The sequence below is a fragment of the Mariniflexile gromovii genome (assembly GCF_017814435.1).
GTDB lineage: Bacteria > Bacteroidota > Bacteroidia > Flavobacteriales > Flavobacteriaceae > Mariniflexile > Mariniflexile gromovii.
Map to the genome: position 1 here is coordinate 167,122 of NZ_JAGJCB010000006.1, position 18,380 is coordinate 185,501.

Annotated in this window: 7 protein-coding genes; all 7 read left to right on the forward strand. The window is 34.9% G+C overall.

Translation table 11 applies throughout. From position 1 onward, the window contains the following. Window positions 1-102 precede the first annotated feature (102 nt). The 7 genes from J8H85_RS08710 to J8H85_RS08740 all read left to right on the forward strand — a co-directional run bounded on the left by J8H85_RS08710 (window position 103) and on the right by J8H85_RS08740 (window position 18,380). Complete coding sequence (locus J8H85_RS08710; protein WP_209654636.1) at window positions 103-4,941, forward strand: T9SS type B sorting domain-containing protein; 4,839 nt, start codon at window positions 103-105, stop codon at window positions 4,939-4,941. Between the two features lie 55 nt (window positions 4,942-4,996). Then, window positions 4,997-7,306, forward strand: coding sequence for a T9SS type B sorting domain-containing protein (locus J8H85_RS08715; RefSeq protein WP_209654638.1), 2,310 nt, complete (start codon window positions 4,997-4,999; stop codon window positions 7,304-7,306). Between the two features lie 145 nt (window positions 7,307-7,451). Then, the gene (locus J8H85_RS08720; protein WP_209654640.1) at window positions 7,452-11,969 is read left to right on the forward strand and encodes a T9SS type B sorting domain-containing protein; all 4,518 of its coding nucleotides are present in this window, start codon (window positions 7,452-7,454) and stop codon (window positions 11,967-11,969) included. Between the two features lie 27 nt (window positions 11,970-11,996). Next, a complete protein-coding gene (gene uvrB, locus J8H85_RS08725; protein WP_209654642.1) occupies window positions 11,997-13,997 on the forward strand; it encodes an excinuclease ABC subunit UvrB in 2,001 nt (666 codons plus the stop codon). A gap of 82 nt (window positions 13,998-14,079) precedes the next feature. Then, window positions 14,080-16,878 (forward strand): response regulator, encoded by a 2,799-nt coding sequence (locus J8H85_RS08730; protein ID WP_209654643.1) that lies wholly within the window; start codon window positions 14,080-14,082, stop codon window positions 16,876-16,878. Window positions 16,879-17,164: 286 nt separating this feature from the next. Further along, window positions 17,165-17,644 carry a hypothetical protein gene (locus J8H85_RS08735; RefSeq protein WP_209654645.1) on the forward strand — a complete coding sequence of 160 codons (480 nt, stop codon included), beginning with the start codon at window positions 17,165-17,167 and terminating at the stop codon, window positions 17,642-17,644. A 4-nt stretch (window positions 17,645-17,648) separates the two neighbouring features. Further along, entirely contained in the window at window positions 17,649-18,380 is a 732-nt protein-coding gene (locus J8H85_RS08740; protein WP_209654647.1) for a leucine-rich repeat domain-containing protein, read from the forward strand.

The window sequence follows — 18,380 nt, forward strand, 5'->3', positions numbered from 1 at the left end:
TTTAGCCCAATAGCACAACTTTTTTTACCCAAATAAAACAAAGTGAAAAAAAACCTGCACAACTGTCTCATTGTAATTCTACTTTTTTGTAGCTGCAATTTTATGTTCGCTCAACAGATTACAGTTGATGATAATGTTGGTTTACAACAACTTATATTAGATAACTTAGTAAAAAACAGTTGTGTTGATATTACCAACATCTCATCATCGGTAAATGGAAGTGCAAGCGGTTTTTCTAGTTATGCATATTTTGAAAAAGGCAGTTCCAACTTTCCATTTCAAAACGGCATCATGCTCACCACTGGAAATGCCAGGTCTGGCGGTAACGGCGTTATTACACCAACGCTAAGCGAAGGAGCTTCAAATTGGGGAACAGATCCCGATTTAGAAACGGCTTTAGGTATTTCCAATACATTAAATGCTACCTCCATAGAATTTGATATTGTTTCCATTTCAAACCAACTTCAATTTAATTATTTATTAGCTTCCGAAGAATATTTTGGAATTAATCCATGTCAATTTTCCGATGGGTTTGTATTTCTTATTAAAGAAACCGGTAGCCCCGGCCCTTACCAAAATATAGCCTTGGTACCAGGAACCTCAACGCCCGTTAACACCAACACCATTCACGATGAAATTTTTGGAGTATGTGCCGCTCAAAATGCCCAATACTTTGATGGGTACAATTTAGGAGACACCAACTATAATGGTAGAACTAAAGTATTAACAGCATCTACAACCATTACACCATATGTTCAATACCATATTAAATTAATTATTGCCGACCAAACGGATATCCAATCAGATTCTGCCGTATTTATAGAAGGCGATAGTTTTAAAATTTTAGATTTAGGCGCCGACATTACCACCTGTTCCAGTATAGCCACTTTAGATGCCGATATTCAAAACCCAGCGGCATTTTACCAATGGTTTAGGAATAACAACCTGATAGTTGGTGCAGTAAGCCCTACTTTAAATGTAACTCAAAATGGCACCTACAAAGTAGAAGTATCCGTCTCTTTAAATGGTAGTACGTGTGTTGAAGAAGATGAAATTGAGGTTGTATTAAATACGGAAGAACCCATAGCTTCCATAACTAATTATCAACTTTGTGATGATGCATCAGGTAATGGTATTGAAATATTTGACCTTTCAACAAAAACAGCCGAACTTGTAGCTAATATTCCATTTACAAATTACACTTTTAGTTATCATTATTCCGATTTGGAAGCTAGAAGTAACATAAACCCCATAACAACACCTATTCCAAATACATCCAATCCGCAAACCATTTATGTTAGAATCGATGATTCTAGTAGTAATTGTTTTGCATATACCACTTTTGATTTGGTAGTTAATGAAGTACCAAATATTGTAAATCCAACACCACATGAGGTTTGTGATACTGATGATTTCCCTGATGGTTTCGCAATTGTTTATTTAACCGAAAAAGATGATGAAATTACTAACGGGCAAAGCAATTTAGCCGTAAGTTACCATTACACACCTGCCGAGGCCAATACAGGAAATAACCCTATAGAATCTCCATACATCAATGCTGCCACACCTACCAGCACCGTGTATGTACGTGTTATCAATACCCAAACGGGCTGTGTAAATACCACGTCTTTAAATGTTAACATTACGGTGAGTCCCATAGTAAATCGAGATACAAGATATTTAGATGGTTGTGATGCCGACCATGATGGTTTTGACAGTTTTGACCTAACAGAAGTGATTGCTGATATTGAAGGCGGATTAACCAACGTAACAACCACTTTCCATGAAAGTTATGACGATGCGCAAACAGGCACCAACCCTATTGCCAATGCTACCAATTACCAAAATATAAACCCCGAAGAGCAAATTATTTACGTAAGGGTTGAAGATAACACAACAGGCTGTGCCTCTATTGTTCCTTTAGAAATCCATACCAATTTATTGTTGACAGCTACCGATACCGGAGATTTTGCTTTATGCGACACCAATGATGTTGATAATGATACTCTAGAGTTTAATTTAAATACGCTTGAAGCTTTTATAGGAAACGATTTGCCTTTCCCTATTGAAGTTACATTTTTTGAGTCTGAATCTGATAGAGATGCAAACATAAACCCGATTCCTAAAACTGGTTTGTACAGCGCCACAAGTCCAAAAGTACTCTATATAAGATTACTAAATACAGATAGCGGTTGTGAGGATGTTGCCGATGTAACCCTATTGGTAAACCCTATATTGTTATTCAACCCTGCAAATCCGTTACCATACTGTGATACAGATGATGATGGCATTGTAGATATCGATTTACATTCTTTAGACGATATTGTTACCAACGGCAATCCAGACTTTTCAGTTAGCTATTTTGCCAATGAAACGGATGCTAACGACAATATATCGGAACTACCTCCATTTTATACCAACACACAGCCCATTGAAACTTTATTTGCACGGTTAGAAAATATAAGTTCAGGTTGCTTTACTGTAAATTCTTTTCAGATAGAAGTGTTAACAGCACCTTCAACCAATACGCCTACCGATGTTATTATTTGTGATGACAATCAAGATGGATTTTCAATAATTAATCTTAATGACAAAATTGATGAAGCTGTTAGCGATAGAACAGGTTTAAACATAACTGTTCACACATCTTTTAATGATGCGGATGCAGGATTGAACCCAATTCCCAATTCCGATTTAAACACCTACAATTCCAACACACAAACTCTGTATATTCGTGTTGAAAACACAGTTTCTTCAACAGGATGTTATGCTATCGAACCCTTTGAAGTTATTGTAAATACGCTTCCAGATTTCCCTGTAATAAGTCCGTTTCAAGTATGTGTTTCTAACGGTGGCAACAATACTAATTTTATATTATCTGAAAAAGATGACGAAATACTAAATGGCCAAACGGGAAAAGAAGTATTATACTTTGCAGATGCCGCTTTTACTTCACCTATTGATAAAAACAACAATTATCAAAATACATCAAGTCCGCAAACCATTTATGTAAGAGTCGAAAATATAACCGATCGTAGCTGTTTTGGTACCTCATCATTTTTATTATTAGTATCTCCAGATCCTGTTTACAACACCAATTTTGAAGATTACTTAATCTGTGACGACTCTAGTAACGACGGTAAAAATGTTTTCAATTTAGATGAAAAAAGAAATGAAATTGCACTAGGTTCTACCGATAACTTAAATATTTCTTTCCACCTTACACGTACCCAAGCAGAAAACAACACAAATCCTTTAGCAAATCAATACACCAACGCAACAAATCCCCAAACCTTATTTGTTAGAATTGAAAGTAGTGATTCATTATGCTTTATTGTTGAAGCATTGGGGATAAATATTATTGCTGCCCCAGATATTTCGGAAGTAAAGGCACCAATAATTGAATGTGATACCGATTATGATGGCATTACTACCTTTGATTTAGAAACCGCCGATTTTGATATAAACGATCGTGTTCAAAGTAATCTCATCATAAATTATTTTGAAAGTTTAAGCGACATCAACCCCAATGATGGCTTGGACAATTCCAATGAAATTCCAAATCCAACCGCTTACAATTCTAATGCAAAAACAGTTTATATTAAAGTAGCCAATACACTAACTGGTTGTTACAGCGTCATTCCCTTAGAGCTTCAGGTAATTTTACCAGCCCCCACCAACACCATTGGAACTATTGAAATATGTGACAATGACACGAATACTTATGATTTATCATTGGTAAACGCCATGATTGTAAACGATAGCAGTGGCGTCACCATATCCTACCACGATTCCCAAAACGATGCCGATACTAATACAGCCCCTTTACCAAATATTTATAATTACACTGCAAATAGTCATACTATTTATGCTAGAGTTTTAGACAATACAACGGGATGTTATAATGTACAAGCTTTCATTTTACAAATAAACGCGAATCCTATTGCTAATACACCGCCAAATTTAGTTTCTTGTGACGATGATTTTGATGGCTTTTTCGAGTTTAATTTATCGGCAGCTACAAATGCTATATTAGGCGCACAAAACCCCAACACCTATACGGTTACTTATTATACGGATTTAGCAAATGCCGAAGCTGGCACGAATGCTTTAGGGAATTTACATGCCGCTGTTAATGGCGAAGTTATTTATGCCAGAATACAAAACAACAATACAACGTGTTATGATATCACGCAATTTTCAGCTATTGTAAATCCGTTACCCGTTATTCCTATTAATGATATTGTTCCTTTATGCACAAACGATTTACCATTAATTATTGATGCCTCTACTGGAAATGCAGGTGACAGCTATTTATGGACAACAAGCGACAATCCATCTGTAAACAATTCAACAGCTTCTGAAATTCAATTAGACATTACAGACCTGGGCATTTACTCTGTTACAGTTACAACCCCGAGTAATTGCCAATACACAAAAACATTTTCGGTTATCGAATCTGAAACCGCTACCATAAACCTAACAACCACAGTAGATTTTGCAGATCCAAACAGCATTACGGTTGATATTAGCGGTATTGGCAATTATGTATTTATTTTAGATGATGGTGAACCCCAAACATCTAATGTGTTTCAAAACGTTTCTTATGGTGTGCACTTGGTAACTATTAGAGATTTAAATGGTTGTGAAGATGTAACCAAGGAAGTAGTCGTTATAGACATTCCTAAATTTTTCACACCAAACAACGATTCTTATAATGATACTTGGCATATTGTAGGCATTGAACAACTCCCTGGCACCATTGTTTACATTTACAACCGGTACGGTAAGTTAATTAAAACCTTGCTACAAACATCCGATGGATGGGATGGCACCTATAATAGTGAAAATATGCCTTCAGACGATTATTGGTTTGTGGCCAAAGTAATCCAAAACGGAAATGCTTTTGAAGTGAAAGGACACTTTGCACTAAAACGCTAAAATTGGCAACTATTTCTAGTTAAGTGGTTATCTTTACGGCAAGAGTTTATTAATAATGAAGCACTTTTGTTTTTTAAGTTTTTTCTTCACCAGTCTTTTTACTTTTGGACAAAATGTTCTGGTTAATAGTAATTCTTATACACCACAACAACTTATAGAAGATATTTTAATTGGAAGTAATTGCATTTCCAACGTGGTTGTTACTAACGTAAGCGGTGGTAATTTTGGTGGTTCGGACCAAAGTTATGGCGCTTTTGATGCTAATGGCAGTACATTTCCGTTTCAAAACGGTATCGTTTTAAGTACAGGCCGATTATCAAATGTAGAAGGCCCTAACAATTCTTTAAGTGACGATGATGCCAACAATTGGTTTGGAGATTCGGATTTAGAAAACATTCTCAACGAGAACAATACCACCAATGCCACCGTTATAGAATTTGAATTTACCTCCATAGCATCACAGGTTAGCTTTAGGTATCTTTTTGCTTCCGAAGAATACCAAATAAACAATGCCAATACATGTCAGTACTCCGATTTGTTTGGGTTTTTAATTAGAAACGTTAACGATACGCAGTACACCAATATTGCTCTCATTCCAAACACACAAACGCCCGTAAAAGTAACCACGGTACACCCAAACATCCCCAATGGTTGTGCGGCGCAAAACGAAGCCTATTTTGGAAGTTGGAACAACGCCTCAGCGCCTATTAATTTTAATGGGCAAACAGCTATTCTAACCGCTACAGCAAATACAATCCCAAATGAAACCTACCATGTAAAACTGGTTATTGCCGATGAGCAAAACTATCGTTACGATTCGGCAGTATTTTTAGAAGCAGGCAGTTTTCAGCTAAGTACAGATTTAGGGATAGACCGATTAATTTCAACAAATAATCCGCTTTGCGAAAATGAAACTTTACAACTCGATGCGAATCAGCCCAATGCCACATCTTATAAATGGTTTAAAGATGGTATTGAAATCATTGGCGAAACCAATGACACCTATACCGTTGTTGATGCAGGCATTTATAATGTTGAAGTAACACTACAAGGCACCTGTATTTCTTACGGCGACATTACGGTTGAATATACCACTTTACCATCCGTAGACAACACCACATTAATTGCTTGTGATGACAACCAAGATGGACTTTCCGTATATAATTTAAACGATGCCGAACAAGCTATTTTGAATAATGATAACAGCTTAACGATTGTAAATTATTTTTTAAATATTTTAGATGCTGAACAAAATTCAAATGAAATAACAAACCCTTCAACCTTTAACAATACAACGCCTCAACAAATAGTGTATGCACGGGTTGAAAACCAAAATGGTTGTTTCGCTATCGCGGAAATTACTCTTGAAATTTCAAACAACAACCTAACTATTACACCTTTTGAAGTTTGTGATACTGATAATGATGGCTTTGCGACCTTCAATTTAGATGATTTAAAATTAGCTATTCAACCCAACGTTCCAGCAAATGCATCCATTTCATTTTATAAAACCTTGAATGATTTTTTTAATGAAACGAATGAATTGAATGGTAATTACAATAATGTTATTCAATATTCAGAATCGCTTTTTGTAAAAATAAAAAACGGAATAGATTGTTATGCCTTGAGTTCGGTGGAATTAAAAACAATGGTTTCTCCACAGCTTTTAGCAAATGAAACCACTATGTATTGCTTAAACACGTTTCCAAATACTATTACCATTGACTCTGGTTTACAAAATGGTTCTGGCAACAACCTTAGCTATCAATGGTTTTTAAATTCGGTTTTACTTTCAGACACATCTTCTTCCATTCAAATTAATGAAACAGGTACTTATACTGCTTTGGTAACATTCGCTAATAACTGTACTTCTTCAAGAGACATTATTGTAACACCTTCAAAAACAGCGACTATTCAATCAATTTTAGTTTCGGAAAACACTATTACCATTACGGTTTCAGGAGAAGGCAATTATCAATATGCGCTAGACCATCCTATTTTTCAAGATGAAAACAGATTTACCAACGTTACTCCTGCTTTTCATACCGTATATGTGTATGATGTTAATGGCTGCGGAACGGTTCAAAAAAGTGTTGCTGTTTTGGGATTTCCTAAATTTTTCACGCCAAACAACGATGGTTTCAATGATACTTGGAAACCTTTGGGGGTAAATGCACAGTTCAATAATGATGTTGATATTAAAATATTCAATCGCTATGGCAAACTCATCAAACAAATTAACACCATAGAAGCTGGATGGAATGGGACCTATAATGGCAACATGTGCCCTAACGACGATTATTGGTATCTGGTAGTGTTACCTGATGGCAGCGAATACAAAGGGCATTTCAGTTTAAAAAGATGACATTTTAGTTTATTAACGAATATTTTATCATTTCATCTGAATTAATTAAACCTTTAATAATTTGGTAAGTCTATTTTAATTAAAATAGCATACTTTAGTTTGTAGCCAAAACTCAAACAAACCAATATTCTTAATTCATTTGAAAATGCGAATCCAAAAGCATATCGATCAACTCCTTTTTATACTCATCATATGTGTTGGTCAGTTTGCATTTTCACAATTAAGCAAAACACATTATATCCCACCTTTAACAGAATCGGGGACTAATTCATCTCAACCTCAAGACCATTACATTTACATTTCAACACCAAGTACTAATCTGGTTAGCTTTTCTATTCAACTTTTAGGTTCGGGAGCTACCATCACAGGAACTGTATCAAAAGCATCACCCTATATTTATAATATTGGTACAGGAAGAGACACCCAGTTATTTGTAAATGTCAACGAAACAAGCAGAGTAAAAACCAACAAAGGGTTTATAGTAGAAGCGGAAAGTCCTGTGTATGTATCGGTAAGGATAAATGCTGGAGCTCAAGCTGGGGCTTTGGTTAGCAAAGGTGCATCAGCTTTAGGAAACACATTTAGGGTTGGTAGTTTCACCAATTCAAATCCACAAACCAACTACTTAAATTTTGTTTCGGTTATGGCTACTTCAGATAATACATTAGTTGTTTTTTCTGATCTACCCGCGGGATTGATTATTGAAAATTATGTTGGCGTTACGCCCATATCCGTTACATTAAACAAGGGAGAAAGTTATGTGGTGGCCACAAATAGCGCTAATAGCATTATTAATAGAGATGGCTTGATTGGTTGCCTAGTTCAATCGAACAAACCTATTGTTGTTAATTGTGGTTCTGCCAACGGAAGTTTTTACGGAGGAAGCGGAAGGGATTACGGTATAGACCAAATTGTAGACGCTTCTAAAATTGGCAAAGAATATATTTTTGTTAGAGGTGCCGGTGACGACGGTTGGGAAAATATTTTGCTAGTTGCCCATTCAAACAACACTTTTATAAGTATTAATGGCAATTCTCCTGTTGGCCCTATAAGCGAAGGGGAATATTATTTAATTGAAGGCTCTTCCTATAATGCTAATGGCAACATGTATGTTGAAACCACTGAAGATGTTTTTGCATATCAAGGTATTGGAGGATTAGCAGGTGCTGAAGCCAACCAAGGCATGTTTTTTGTGCCTCCCTTAAGTTGTGAAACCAGAGGAAATCTAGATAATATAGCTGCCATAAACAATATTGGAAGTACCGTTTATACCGGTGGCATCACAATAGTTACAAAAGCAACCGCTACCATTACCATTAACAACACTCCTATTTCCAGTTTTAATGCAGTGGGGCCAAGTACAGTAACAGGTAAGCCAGATTATGTAACCTACAAAGTACTAAACCTAAGTGGTAATATTTCTGTTCAAAGTAATGACGAGCTATACTGCGCTTATTTCAATCAAAATAATAATGCAACATCTGGAAGTTTTTATTCCGGATTTCCTACAGCACCAGAAATTAACTTCAACGCACAATTTACAACACTGGGCAACTGTATTCCCAATATAACACTTGAAGCAGCAAACACCCAAAGCTTTGATAGTTTTGAATGGTGGTTTGATGATGGTTCGGGTTCAGGGTTTCAAAACACCCTTATAAGCACACCTAATTTAACCCCTACCGTTCCAGGAAAATACAAACTTATTGGAATCGTAACTTGCTCTGGCTTAACCCTAGAATCCATAGAAGTACCTGTAAGTATTTGTCCAGATGATATTGATAACGATGGTATTATTGACAACCTTGATATTGATAATGATAATGATGGCATTTTAAATTGTACTGAATCCAGAGGTAATGTTGAAGTAAATCTAAGTATCGTTACTACCCCAGAATTGGTTTTTGAAGATGGCTCCAGAAATTATGGAATTGCTACTGGTATTCATACAGCATCTAACACTTCTGGAACTCCCAATTATTTTACAGGCAATAGTTCGGGCGGGTTTTCGAGTAATTTAAGTCCGGGGAGCAGTTCAGAAAACAACTATCAAATTTCTTTTACAGAACCTGTAAATATTAAATATCAAGAATCTATAACCCATACTAATGTTGATGGAGAATACTTTATAGTAGGCATACTGCCTCTGAACAAAAATATAACGTTGGTTGACCCTGACAATCGATTATTAGTAGATTCTAATTTTGACGGTATATTTGAAACAGGAATTACCACCATATCAGGTTCTGAAATTCATTTTAAAATAAACCCTTCTCCTTCTGGAAATACACCTTATACTTTTTTGGCAAATCAAGTTGATGGCTTTTCATTCGTTCACAAATTAGAAAATGCAACAACGGGGTCAATCTTTACTGGTGGACTCTCACTCACATGTTTTAAAAAAGATTCCGATTTAGATGGTATAGAAGACGCCTTGGACTTAGATAGTGATAACGATGGCATTCCAGACTTTATTGAAAACACCGGAACAATTATAGCTTTATCAGGCATAGATACAGATAAAAACGGATTGGATGATGTTTACAATATAAATGCGACACCATTAGATTCTGATGCTGATGGCGTGTATGATTTTTATGATTTAGACAGTGATAACGATGGTATTTACGATTTAGAAGAGTCAGGAAGCAACTTGCCTGACACTAATTTTGATGGTATAATTGATAACATAAACACAAAAATTGGCACAAATGGATGGGATGACAATGCTGAAACAGCTCCCGATAGTAATGCTATTGTTTATATTGTAAACGATGTAGATGCAGATTCTATTTTTAGTTATATAGATTTAGATAGCGATGGCGATTTATGTAGCGATGTTATTGAAGCCGGATTTTCGGACGCCAACAACGACAACCTATTAGGAAACACAACAGTTACTACAAATACTTCTGGAAAAGTTACCAATGCCACTGATGGTTACACACAGCCCAATAGCAATTATTTAAACTTCGCACCTCTATCAATTACAACCCAACCTGTTGACACTGAAGTTTGCGAACGTTTAAACACAACAATATCCATAGTTTCGGCCGAAGCAGAATCTTATCAATGGGAAACAAGCACAGATGGAATCAATTGGAACCCCATTACAGACAATGCTATTTACAGCGGTTCCCAAACAGCAAACCTAGACATTTCAAACACACCATTATCATACAATAATTACCAATACCGCGTAAAATTAGATAGAGTTGGCAATAGTTGTGGCTTGTATTCTAATAGTATAACACTTTCAGTAATTCCATCTCCAATAGTAAACCCTTCAGTTTCTTTAATACAATGTGATGATGATATTGATGGCATTAGTTTTTTCAACTTAACTGAAGCAAATCATAAAATTTCAACCAATGTTTCCAACGAAACCTTCTTGTATTTCAAAACACAAATAGCCGCAAATTCAGGCGATACAACAAGTACAGATTACATAACTTCACCTACAACGTATCAAAATAGCGCAAGCCCATTTACCGAAGTAGTTTGGGCAAGAACAACCTCTGCTTCAGGTTGCGCTGCCATTTCCCAAATTCAATTACAAGTCAGTATCAGTCAAATTCCTTCAGGAGCTATAAATGAAATTATTGATGTTTGCGATGACTTTTTAGATATTAATGGGAATAATAACAACAATAATGATGATACAGATGGCATTGCAAGCTTCAACTTTAGTTACGTAAAAGCAATGGTTGAAAGTTTCTTTTTACCACAAACACCCTCGGTTACTTTCTATAGAAATGAAGCCGATGCTTTAGCTGAAAATAATGCCATAACAGACACATCAAACTACAGAAATATTGGGTATCCTCACTCGCAACAAATTTACATACGGGTTGATAGTGAAATTAGCAACGATTGTCAAGCATTAGGACCATACATTACTTTGAATGTAAATCCATTGCCTGAATTCACTGTTGAAACCCCTCAAATTGTGTGTACATCAGACCCTTCTTTCAGCATTATTTTAGATCCTTTTGAAGCTAATGTTACCGAAAATTTCAATTATTCATGGTTTTTTGAAGGTAATGAAATAGCAACCAGCTCAACATTAGAAGTTTCAACACCTGGAATATACACCGTAACCTTAACAAAAACCGATGGTTCAAGTTGTTCCAGATCAAAAGCTATTAGTGTAGAAGCTTCCGAAACAGCAAACATCACACAAAACGATGTTACCATAAATGATCTTGCTGAAAATAATTCTGTCATCATAAACCCAGATAATTTAGGCAGCGGTAATTACGAATATGCATTAAGAGAAGTGGGGGCACCTTTTATAAATTACCAAGCAGAACCTGTTTTCAACAATGTAAAACCTGGGTTTTATACTATTTATGTACAGGACGAAATATGTGGCGAATCTACTTTGGATATTTCAGTAATTGGATACACAAAATATTTCACTCCTAATGGCGATGGCTTTAATGATTTTTGGCAGATAAAAGGCATCAATACCGATATTCAACCCAATAGTATTATATTTATTTATGATCGCTACGGAAAACTTTTAAAACAACTAAGCCCAAATTCTGTTGGGTGGGATGGCACTTTTAATGGCAACGTATTACCTACAGATGATTATTGGTTTAAAGTTTTTCTTCAAGACGGAAGAAATTTTATGGGGCACTTCACTTTAAAACGATAGCACATATATTTTGCGTAATTTTGCAATATGAAGTTCAAAATTGAATCCGAATTCAGTCCTACAGGCGATCAACCCGAAGCTATAAAACAACTCGTTGCCGGTATAAATGCCAACGAAAAATACCAAACACTACTTGGTGTAACAGGTTCCGGTAAAACCTTTACAGTTGCTAATGTGATTCAGGAAGTTCAAAAACCCACGCTTGTTTTAGCCCATAATAAAACCTTAGCAGCTCAATTATATTCCGAGTTTAAACAGTTTTTTCCAAATAATGCTGTTGAATACTTCGTATCGTATTACGACTACTACCAACCTGAAGCATACATTCCCGTATCGGGAGTTTTTATAGAAAAAGATTTATCCATCAATGAAGAAATAGAAAAGATGCGTTTAAGCGCAACCTCTTCCCTACTTTCTGGCAGACGTGATGTATTGGTTGTTGCATCCGTTTCGTGCATTTATGGTATTGGAAACCCAATAGAATTTCAAAAAAACGTGATTACGCTTAAGCGCGACCAAGTTATTTCAAGAACCAAACTTTTACATCAATTGGTACAAAGTTTGTATTCGCGCACCGAAGGTGAATTCAATCATGGAAACTTCAGGATAAAAGGTGATACGGTGGATATCTTCCCAAGTTATGCCGATGATGCCTTTAGAATCCACTTTTTTGGCGATGAAATTGAGGATATGGAATCTTTCAACATCCAAACCAATCAAGTGATTGAAAAATATGATTTGCTGACTATTTATCCTGCAAACATGTTTGTAACATCGCCCGATGTTTTACAAAACGCCATTAAGGAAATTCAGGACGATTTAGTAAAACAGCACGATTATTTTAAAGAAATTGGTAAACATTTAGAAGCAAAAAGGCTTAAAGAACGCACCGAATTCGACTTAGAAATGATTCGGGAATTGGGCTATTGTTCCGGTATTGAAAACTACTCCCGTTATTTAGATGGAAGACTTCCGGGTACAAGGCCATTCTGTTTATTGGATTATTTCCCAGAGGATTACTTAATGGTCGTGGATGAAAGTCACGTAACCATTTCGCAAGTACACGCCATGTATGGAGGCGATAGAAGCCGTAAAGAAAATTTGGTAGAATACGGTTTTAGATTGCCAGCTGCTATGGATAACCGACCCTTAAAATTTGAAGAGTTTGAAGCCATACAAAACCAAGTGATTTATGTAAGCGCAACCCCTGCCGATTATGAATTAAAAAAATCGGACGGTATTTATGTAGAGCAAGTGATTCGTCCAACCGGATTATTAGATCCCGTTATTGAAATCAGACCCAGTTTAAACCAAATTGATGATTTAATTGAAGAAATACAGCAACGTGTAGAAAAAGACGAACGTACCTTGGTAACTACACTTACCAAACGTATGGCTGAAGAATTAACTAAATATTTGGACCGCATTCAAATTCGTTGTCGTTATATACACAGTGATGTAGATACTTTGGAACGTGTAGAAATTATGCAAGATTTACGCAAAGGCTTGTTTGATGTGTTGGTTGGCGTAAACTTACTTCGTGAAGGACTGGATTTACCAGAAGTATCTCTAGTAGCTATTTTAGACGCCGATAAGGAAGGTTTTTTACGTTCGGCACGTTCATTGACACAAACCGTTGGTAGAGCCGCTAGAAACCTTAACGGCAAAGCCATTATGTATGCAGATAAAATAACCAACAGCATGCAAAAAACCATTGACGAAACCAATTACCGACGCGAAAAACAAATTGCATACAATACCAAACATAATGTAGTGCCTAAAGCATTAAACAAAAGTTTAGATAATGCCTTAACAAAAAACTCGGTTAGCACCTATAGCTACGAATTGGAAGCCGCAAAAGCTGCCGAACCTGAAAGTGCCTATTTAAGCAAACCTGAATTGGAAAAGAAAATTCGCGAAAAACGCAAACTTATGGAAGAAGCCGCCAAGGCTTTGGACTTTATTGTGGCTGCAAAATTGCGTGATGAAATTAAAAACTATCAAGATAAACTCTCAAAACAAATGTAACCTTAAGATTGTTACAATAATTATATGCAATAGATAATTTGTTTGTATTAATTGTATAAATTTATATATCAATCTTTTACAAATGAAAAACCTTTATCTATTGGCAATAACTTTTGTGCTGTCATTCTATTCTTTTTCACAAAATAAAAAAATTGACTCTTTAAAAAACAATATTACTTTAAAAAGTAATGTGAACAAAAAGTGGCAATCACTTTACGAACTCGCAGAAATATACCGTCTTAATATTCAAAATGATAGTACCTATAAATATGCGCATCAGGGTTTTGAAATAATTAAAAACAAAAAACAAGACTCACTTTTCTTACTTTCAACACTTCAATTGTATCGCTTATCAAATAAAACAGCACAACCAGATACTATAAACTATTTAGATTTAGCTTATCAAATATCAAAATCAAGCAACAAACAAACGTTGTTTATTGAAACCTATTACACACAAGGTCTTTCTCATTTTTATGGGGTTGGCGAATATGCAGAAGCTATGCCCTATTTTTTAAAGGTTGATTCTATTTCAAAGAAATTCAACATTAAAAATAAGACCACCATATCTGCACTTATTCAACGTGCCGAAATTTCAAGATTAAAATTTACAGAACGTAATACTTTAATAGCAAAACGAATTTTGGATGAAGCCTTAAAAGATGCACGAACTATCAAATCAGAAGAGATGATCTACCTAGTTTATACTTATTTATCTGATGTTTCTCAATTGATGAAAAAATATGATGATGCTAAAAAGTATTTAAAATCTGCTTCCGATTATTTCCTAAAAAAAGATGATATTAGAAATGTATCTCAAATATACCTTTTATATACTGCTTATTACCTAGGAATAAACGATTTAGAAAATGCTAAAAAAGAACAACTTAAGCGAATTTCTTATTTACGTAAAAAGGATGATGTGCTTGAACTAGGAAGAGCTTTGATGTACAGTGGCAGCTTTCATAGGCGAAAAACAAAGGACTATAAAAAAGCTATTGAAAGTTTATTGGAGGCTAAAAATATTTATGAAAACCTAAATATGATAGATGGAGATCCTTATGAAAGAATCATTTACGGTCTTGCACTATGCTATTCTGAAATTAAAAATCATGAAGAATCAAATTCCTATTACAATCTTGCCTATGATTTAAGAGTAAAACTCATAAAAAAAGAAAACAGAAACTTAACAACTTCTCTAGAAGCCAAATACCAAAACGAAAAAAAAGAGCAAGAGATTAAATTATTATCCGCTGAAAATCAACTGGCCAAAAAACAAAAATACATTTATATAAGTATCGCTATTTTACTTCTAATATCTGGAGTATTCCTGTTTTTCAATTATCGAAACAAAATCAAAACTGCAGAAAAACTCAAAGAACTCAATGCATTAAAATCAAGATTCTTTGCCAATATATCACATGAATTCAGGACGCCTCTAACCCTTATAAAAAGTCCTGTTCAAAGTTTAAAATCAAGTCTTTCAAATGAAGACGATTTATCAAAACTGGAGTTAATTGACAAAAATTCCAACAGAATGCTGGAGTTGGTGGATCAATTATTAGAACTTTCAAAAATAGACAATGGCCAATTAAAACTTCTTTTTAAAGAAGCCAATATACAGCAAACGTTACATGCCATTGTAGAACCTTTTGTTTTTGAAGCTAAAGAAACTAAGAAAATATTCAAATTTTTGCTTCCTGAAGTTTCAATAAACCATGTTTTTGATAAAGATGTTATAGAAAAAATAATAACCAATCTACTTTCCAATGCCTTTAAATACACAAATCCAAACGATACCATTTCGTTTAATTCTAACATAAACAATGAAACTTTAGAGATAACCGTTTCAAATTCCTGCAACAATTTAAAGCAAGAAGATTTACCGAAATTGTCTGAACGTTTCTATCAAAAAAACGATAGTTTTGATGGTGCTGGTATTGGCTTATCACTTGTTAAAGAACTTATTACCTTATATCAAGGCACTATCAAAACAACTTTAAAGGACAACATGTTAAGTTTTGTTATTCACCTTCCGCTGAAAACAGAAAACCCAAATGCCGTTGTTGTTTCAAAAGAAACTACATCAGACAATCTAGAAGATATTTTTAGCACCGATTCTGAATTACCGATTCTTTTAATTGTAGATGACAATCAAGATATCAGGAACCTCTTAAAGTCTCTTTTTGAAAAAAACTACGTTGTTCTTCTGGCTGAAAACGCCGAAGAAGGATTCAAATTAGCAAAAAAACATATTCCAGATTGCATTATAAGTGATGTTATGATGCCAAAAACAGATGGTTTTGAGTTTACAAACACAATAAAAACCAACGAACTCACCTCGTTTATCCCTGTTATTTTATTAACAGCAAAAACATCTGAAACAGCCCGTTTAGAAGGTTTAAAAAATCAGGCAGATGCTTTTTTAACAAAACCATTTAATAACGATGTGGTTATGCAAACGGTACTTCAGCTCATCAAAGAACGCAAAAAATTACAAGAACGCTACAGTCAGGAACTTGTGTTAAAACCAACCGACATTGTAGTAGATTCTTATGATGAAAAGTTTACAGCCAAACTTCAAGACATCCTAGATGCCAACATTAACAAAGCCGATTTTACTGCTGAAGAATTTTCAAACTTAGCCAATTTAAGCAGAATGCAACTACACCGAAAACTGAAAACTTTATTTGGCGTTACAACTTCAGAATTTATAAGAAATGAACGCGTAAAAATGGCATCCGAACTTTTAAAGAATCGAAACATAAGCATCTCAGAAGTAGGTTATGCTGTTGGTTTTAACGATATCTCATACTTTGCCAAATGCTTTAAAGATGTTTTTAACGTAACTCCTACAGAATATCAAAAAACACCTTCTTAAGCAAGCAAACCCCCTATTTTACTAAGTGTAACACAGCATGTTACATATCTCCTTAAGGTTGTTACATATGTAGCTACCAAAAGCTTCTTGTTGTTATAATTTAGTATGAAAGATTTCCCTAAGTAATGCAAAAAAAAAGAAAGTATCATTTTGAAGCTCAATTAGAAAAACCCTTTTCCCAAAAAATATATCTAAACATCAACCACTTAGATAAAGGATTATATGAACTGAATATTACACACAAAAATAAATTAATAAAAAAAACAACCTTTAAAAAATGAACCTCATGAAGACAATGAAATTAGTATTACTGGTATTATTTGTATCCCTTCAATCTTGTGATAAAGATGACGCAGACCCTTTTGTAGATTTAAAAGCGGAAAACACAACTTATGAATTGGTTTCCAAAACAACAGCAACAACTGGTATTGTTAGAATTACTGGTCATATAAAAAATGTTGGAAATACCACTTACACTTCAGGCTCCAATCAACAATTAGCACAATTATTAGAACATCCATTGGGTACTACAACCAATAACGTAGTTGCAACTTCAAATATATCTACTTCTTTAAATGCAGGTGCAGAAGTAAGTTTTAGCTACACCAGAAACTGGGATATTGCCATTGAGTTTCAACCGGAAATTATTTTAAGAATTTCATATGACCCCGACATTCTTATTGATGGAAACTCCAATAATGATGATATGGACTCCAGCAACAATTCATTCACTTTAGATGGAACAGCGATTAATTATTTATTCTAAAACCATGAAAACAAACCTTTACATATTACTTGTTTTATTAACCTTCATTAGCTGTAATAAAGATGATGATGCTCCAGCACAAACCATCTCACAAAGAGACGCTTTAATTGCTTTAAACAACGCAAACCCTGGAAACACCTTAAACTGGGATATATCTTCAACCGATATAAGTACGTGGGAAAACCTTTCTGTGAATAGTGATGGAAAAGTGACCAACTTAAACCTTATTTCAAAAGGATTAACTACCATTCCTAGTGAAATTGGGGTATTAACAGAGCTCACATTTTTAGAACTTAGAAGCAATGCTATTACCAACATCCCCAATGAAATTGGCAACCTAAACAAACTTTCATATTTAGGCTTGAACAACAACCATATCTCTAGTTTACCCAACACCATGTCCAACATGAGCCTATTGGACAGATTGTTTGTTTACAATAACAATTTAACGAGTATTCCCAGTGAGATAGGAAATATAACAACTTTAATAAGACTTGAATTAGGAGCAAATGCTATTACAAGTATTCCAAGTTCTTTGGGCCAACTCACAAACTTAGAATATTTAAGTTTTTATAGCAATGACATTTCTACGGTACCTATGCAATTAAGCAACCTAACAAGCCTAATGACTTTAGATCTTTCATCAAACAGTATAACCTCCGTTCCATCAGTGGTATGTGATTTAGAGTTCACGGGAACTACCATAGTAATAGACGCTGGTGTAACGTGCAATTAA

Coding starts and splice junctions, on each gene's coding strand:
- J8H85_RS08730 (WP_209654643.1), top strand. CDS start 14,080: ATGAAAAACCTTTATCTATTGGCAATAACTTTTGTGCTGTCATTCTAT.
- J8H85_RS08720 (WP_209654640.1), top strand. CDS start 7,452: ATGCGAATCCAAAAGCATATCGATCAACTCCTTTTTATACTCATCATA.
- J8H85_RS08710 (WP_209654636.1), top strand. CDS start 103: ATGTTCGCTCAACAGATTACAGTTGATGATAATGTTGGTTTACAACAA.
- J8H85_RS08740 (WP_209654647.1), top strand. CDS start 17,649: ATGAAAACAAACCTTTACATATTACTTGTTTTATTAACCTTCATTAGC.
- J8H85_RS08715 (WP_209654638.1), top strand. CDS start 4,997: ATGAAGCACTTTTGTTTTTTAAGTTTTTTCTTCACCAGTCTTTTTACT.
- uvrB (WP_209654642.1), top strand. CDS start 11,997: ATGAAGTTCAAAATTGAATCCGAATTCAGTCCTACAGGCGATCAACCC.
- J8H85_RS08735 (WP_209654645.1), top strand. CDS start 17,165: ATGAAGACAATGAAATTAGTATTACTGGTATTATTTGTATCCCTTCAA.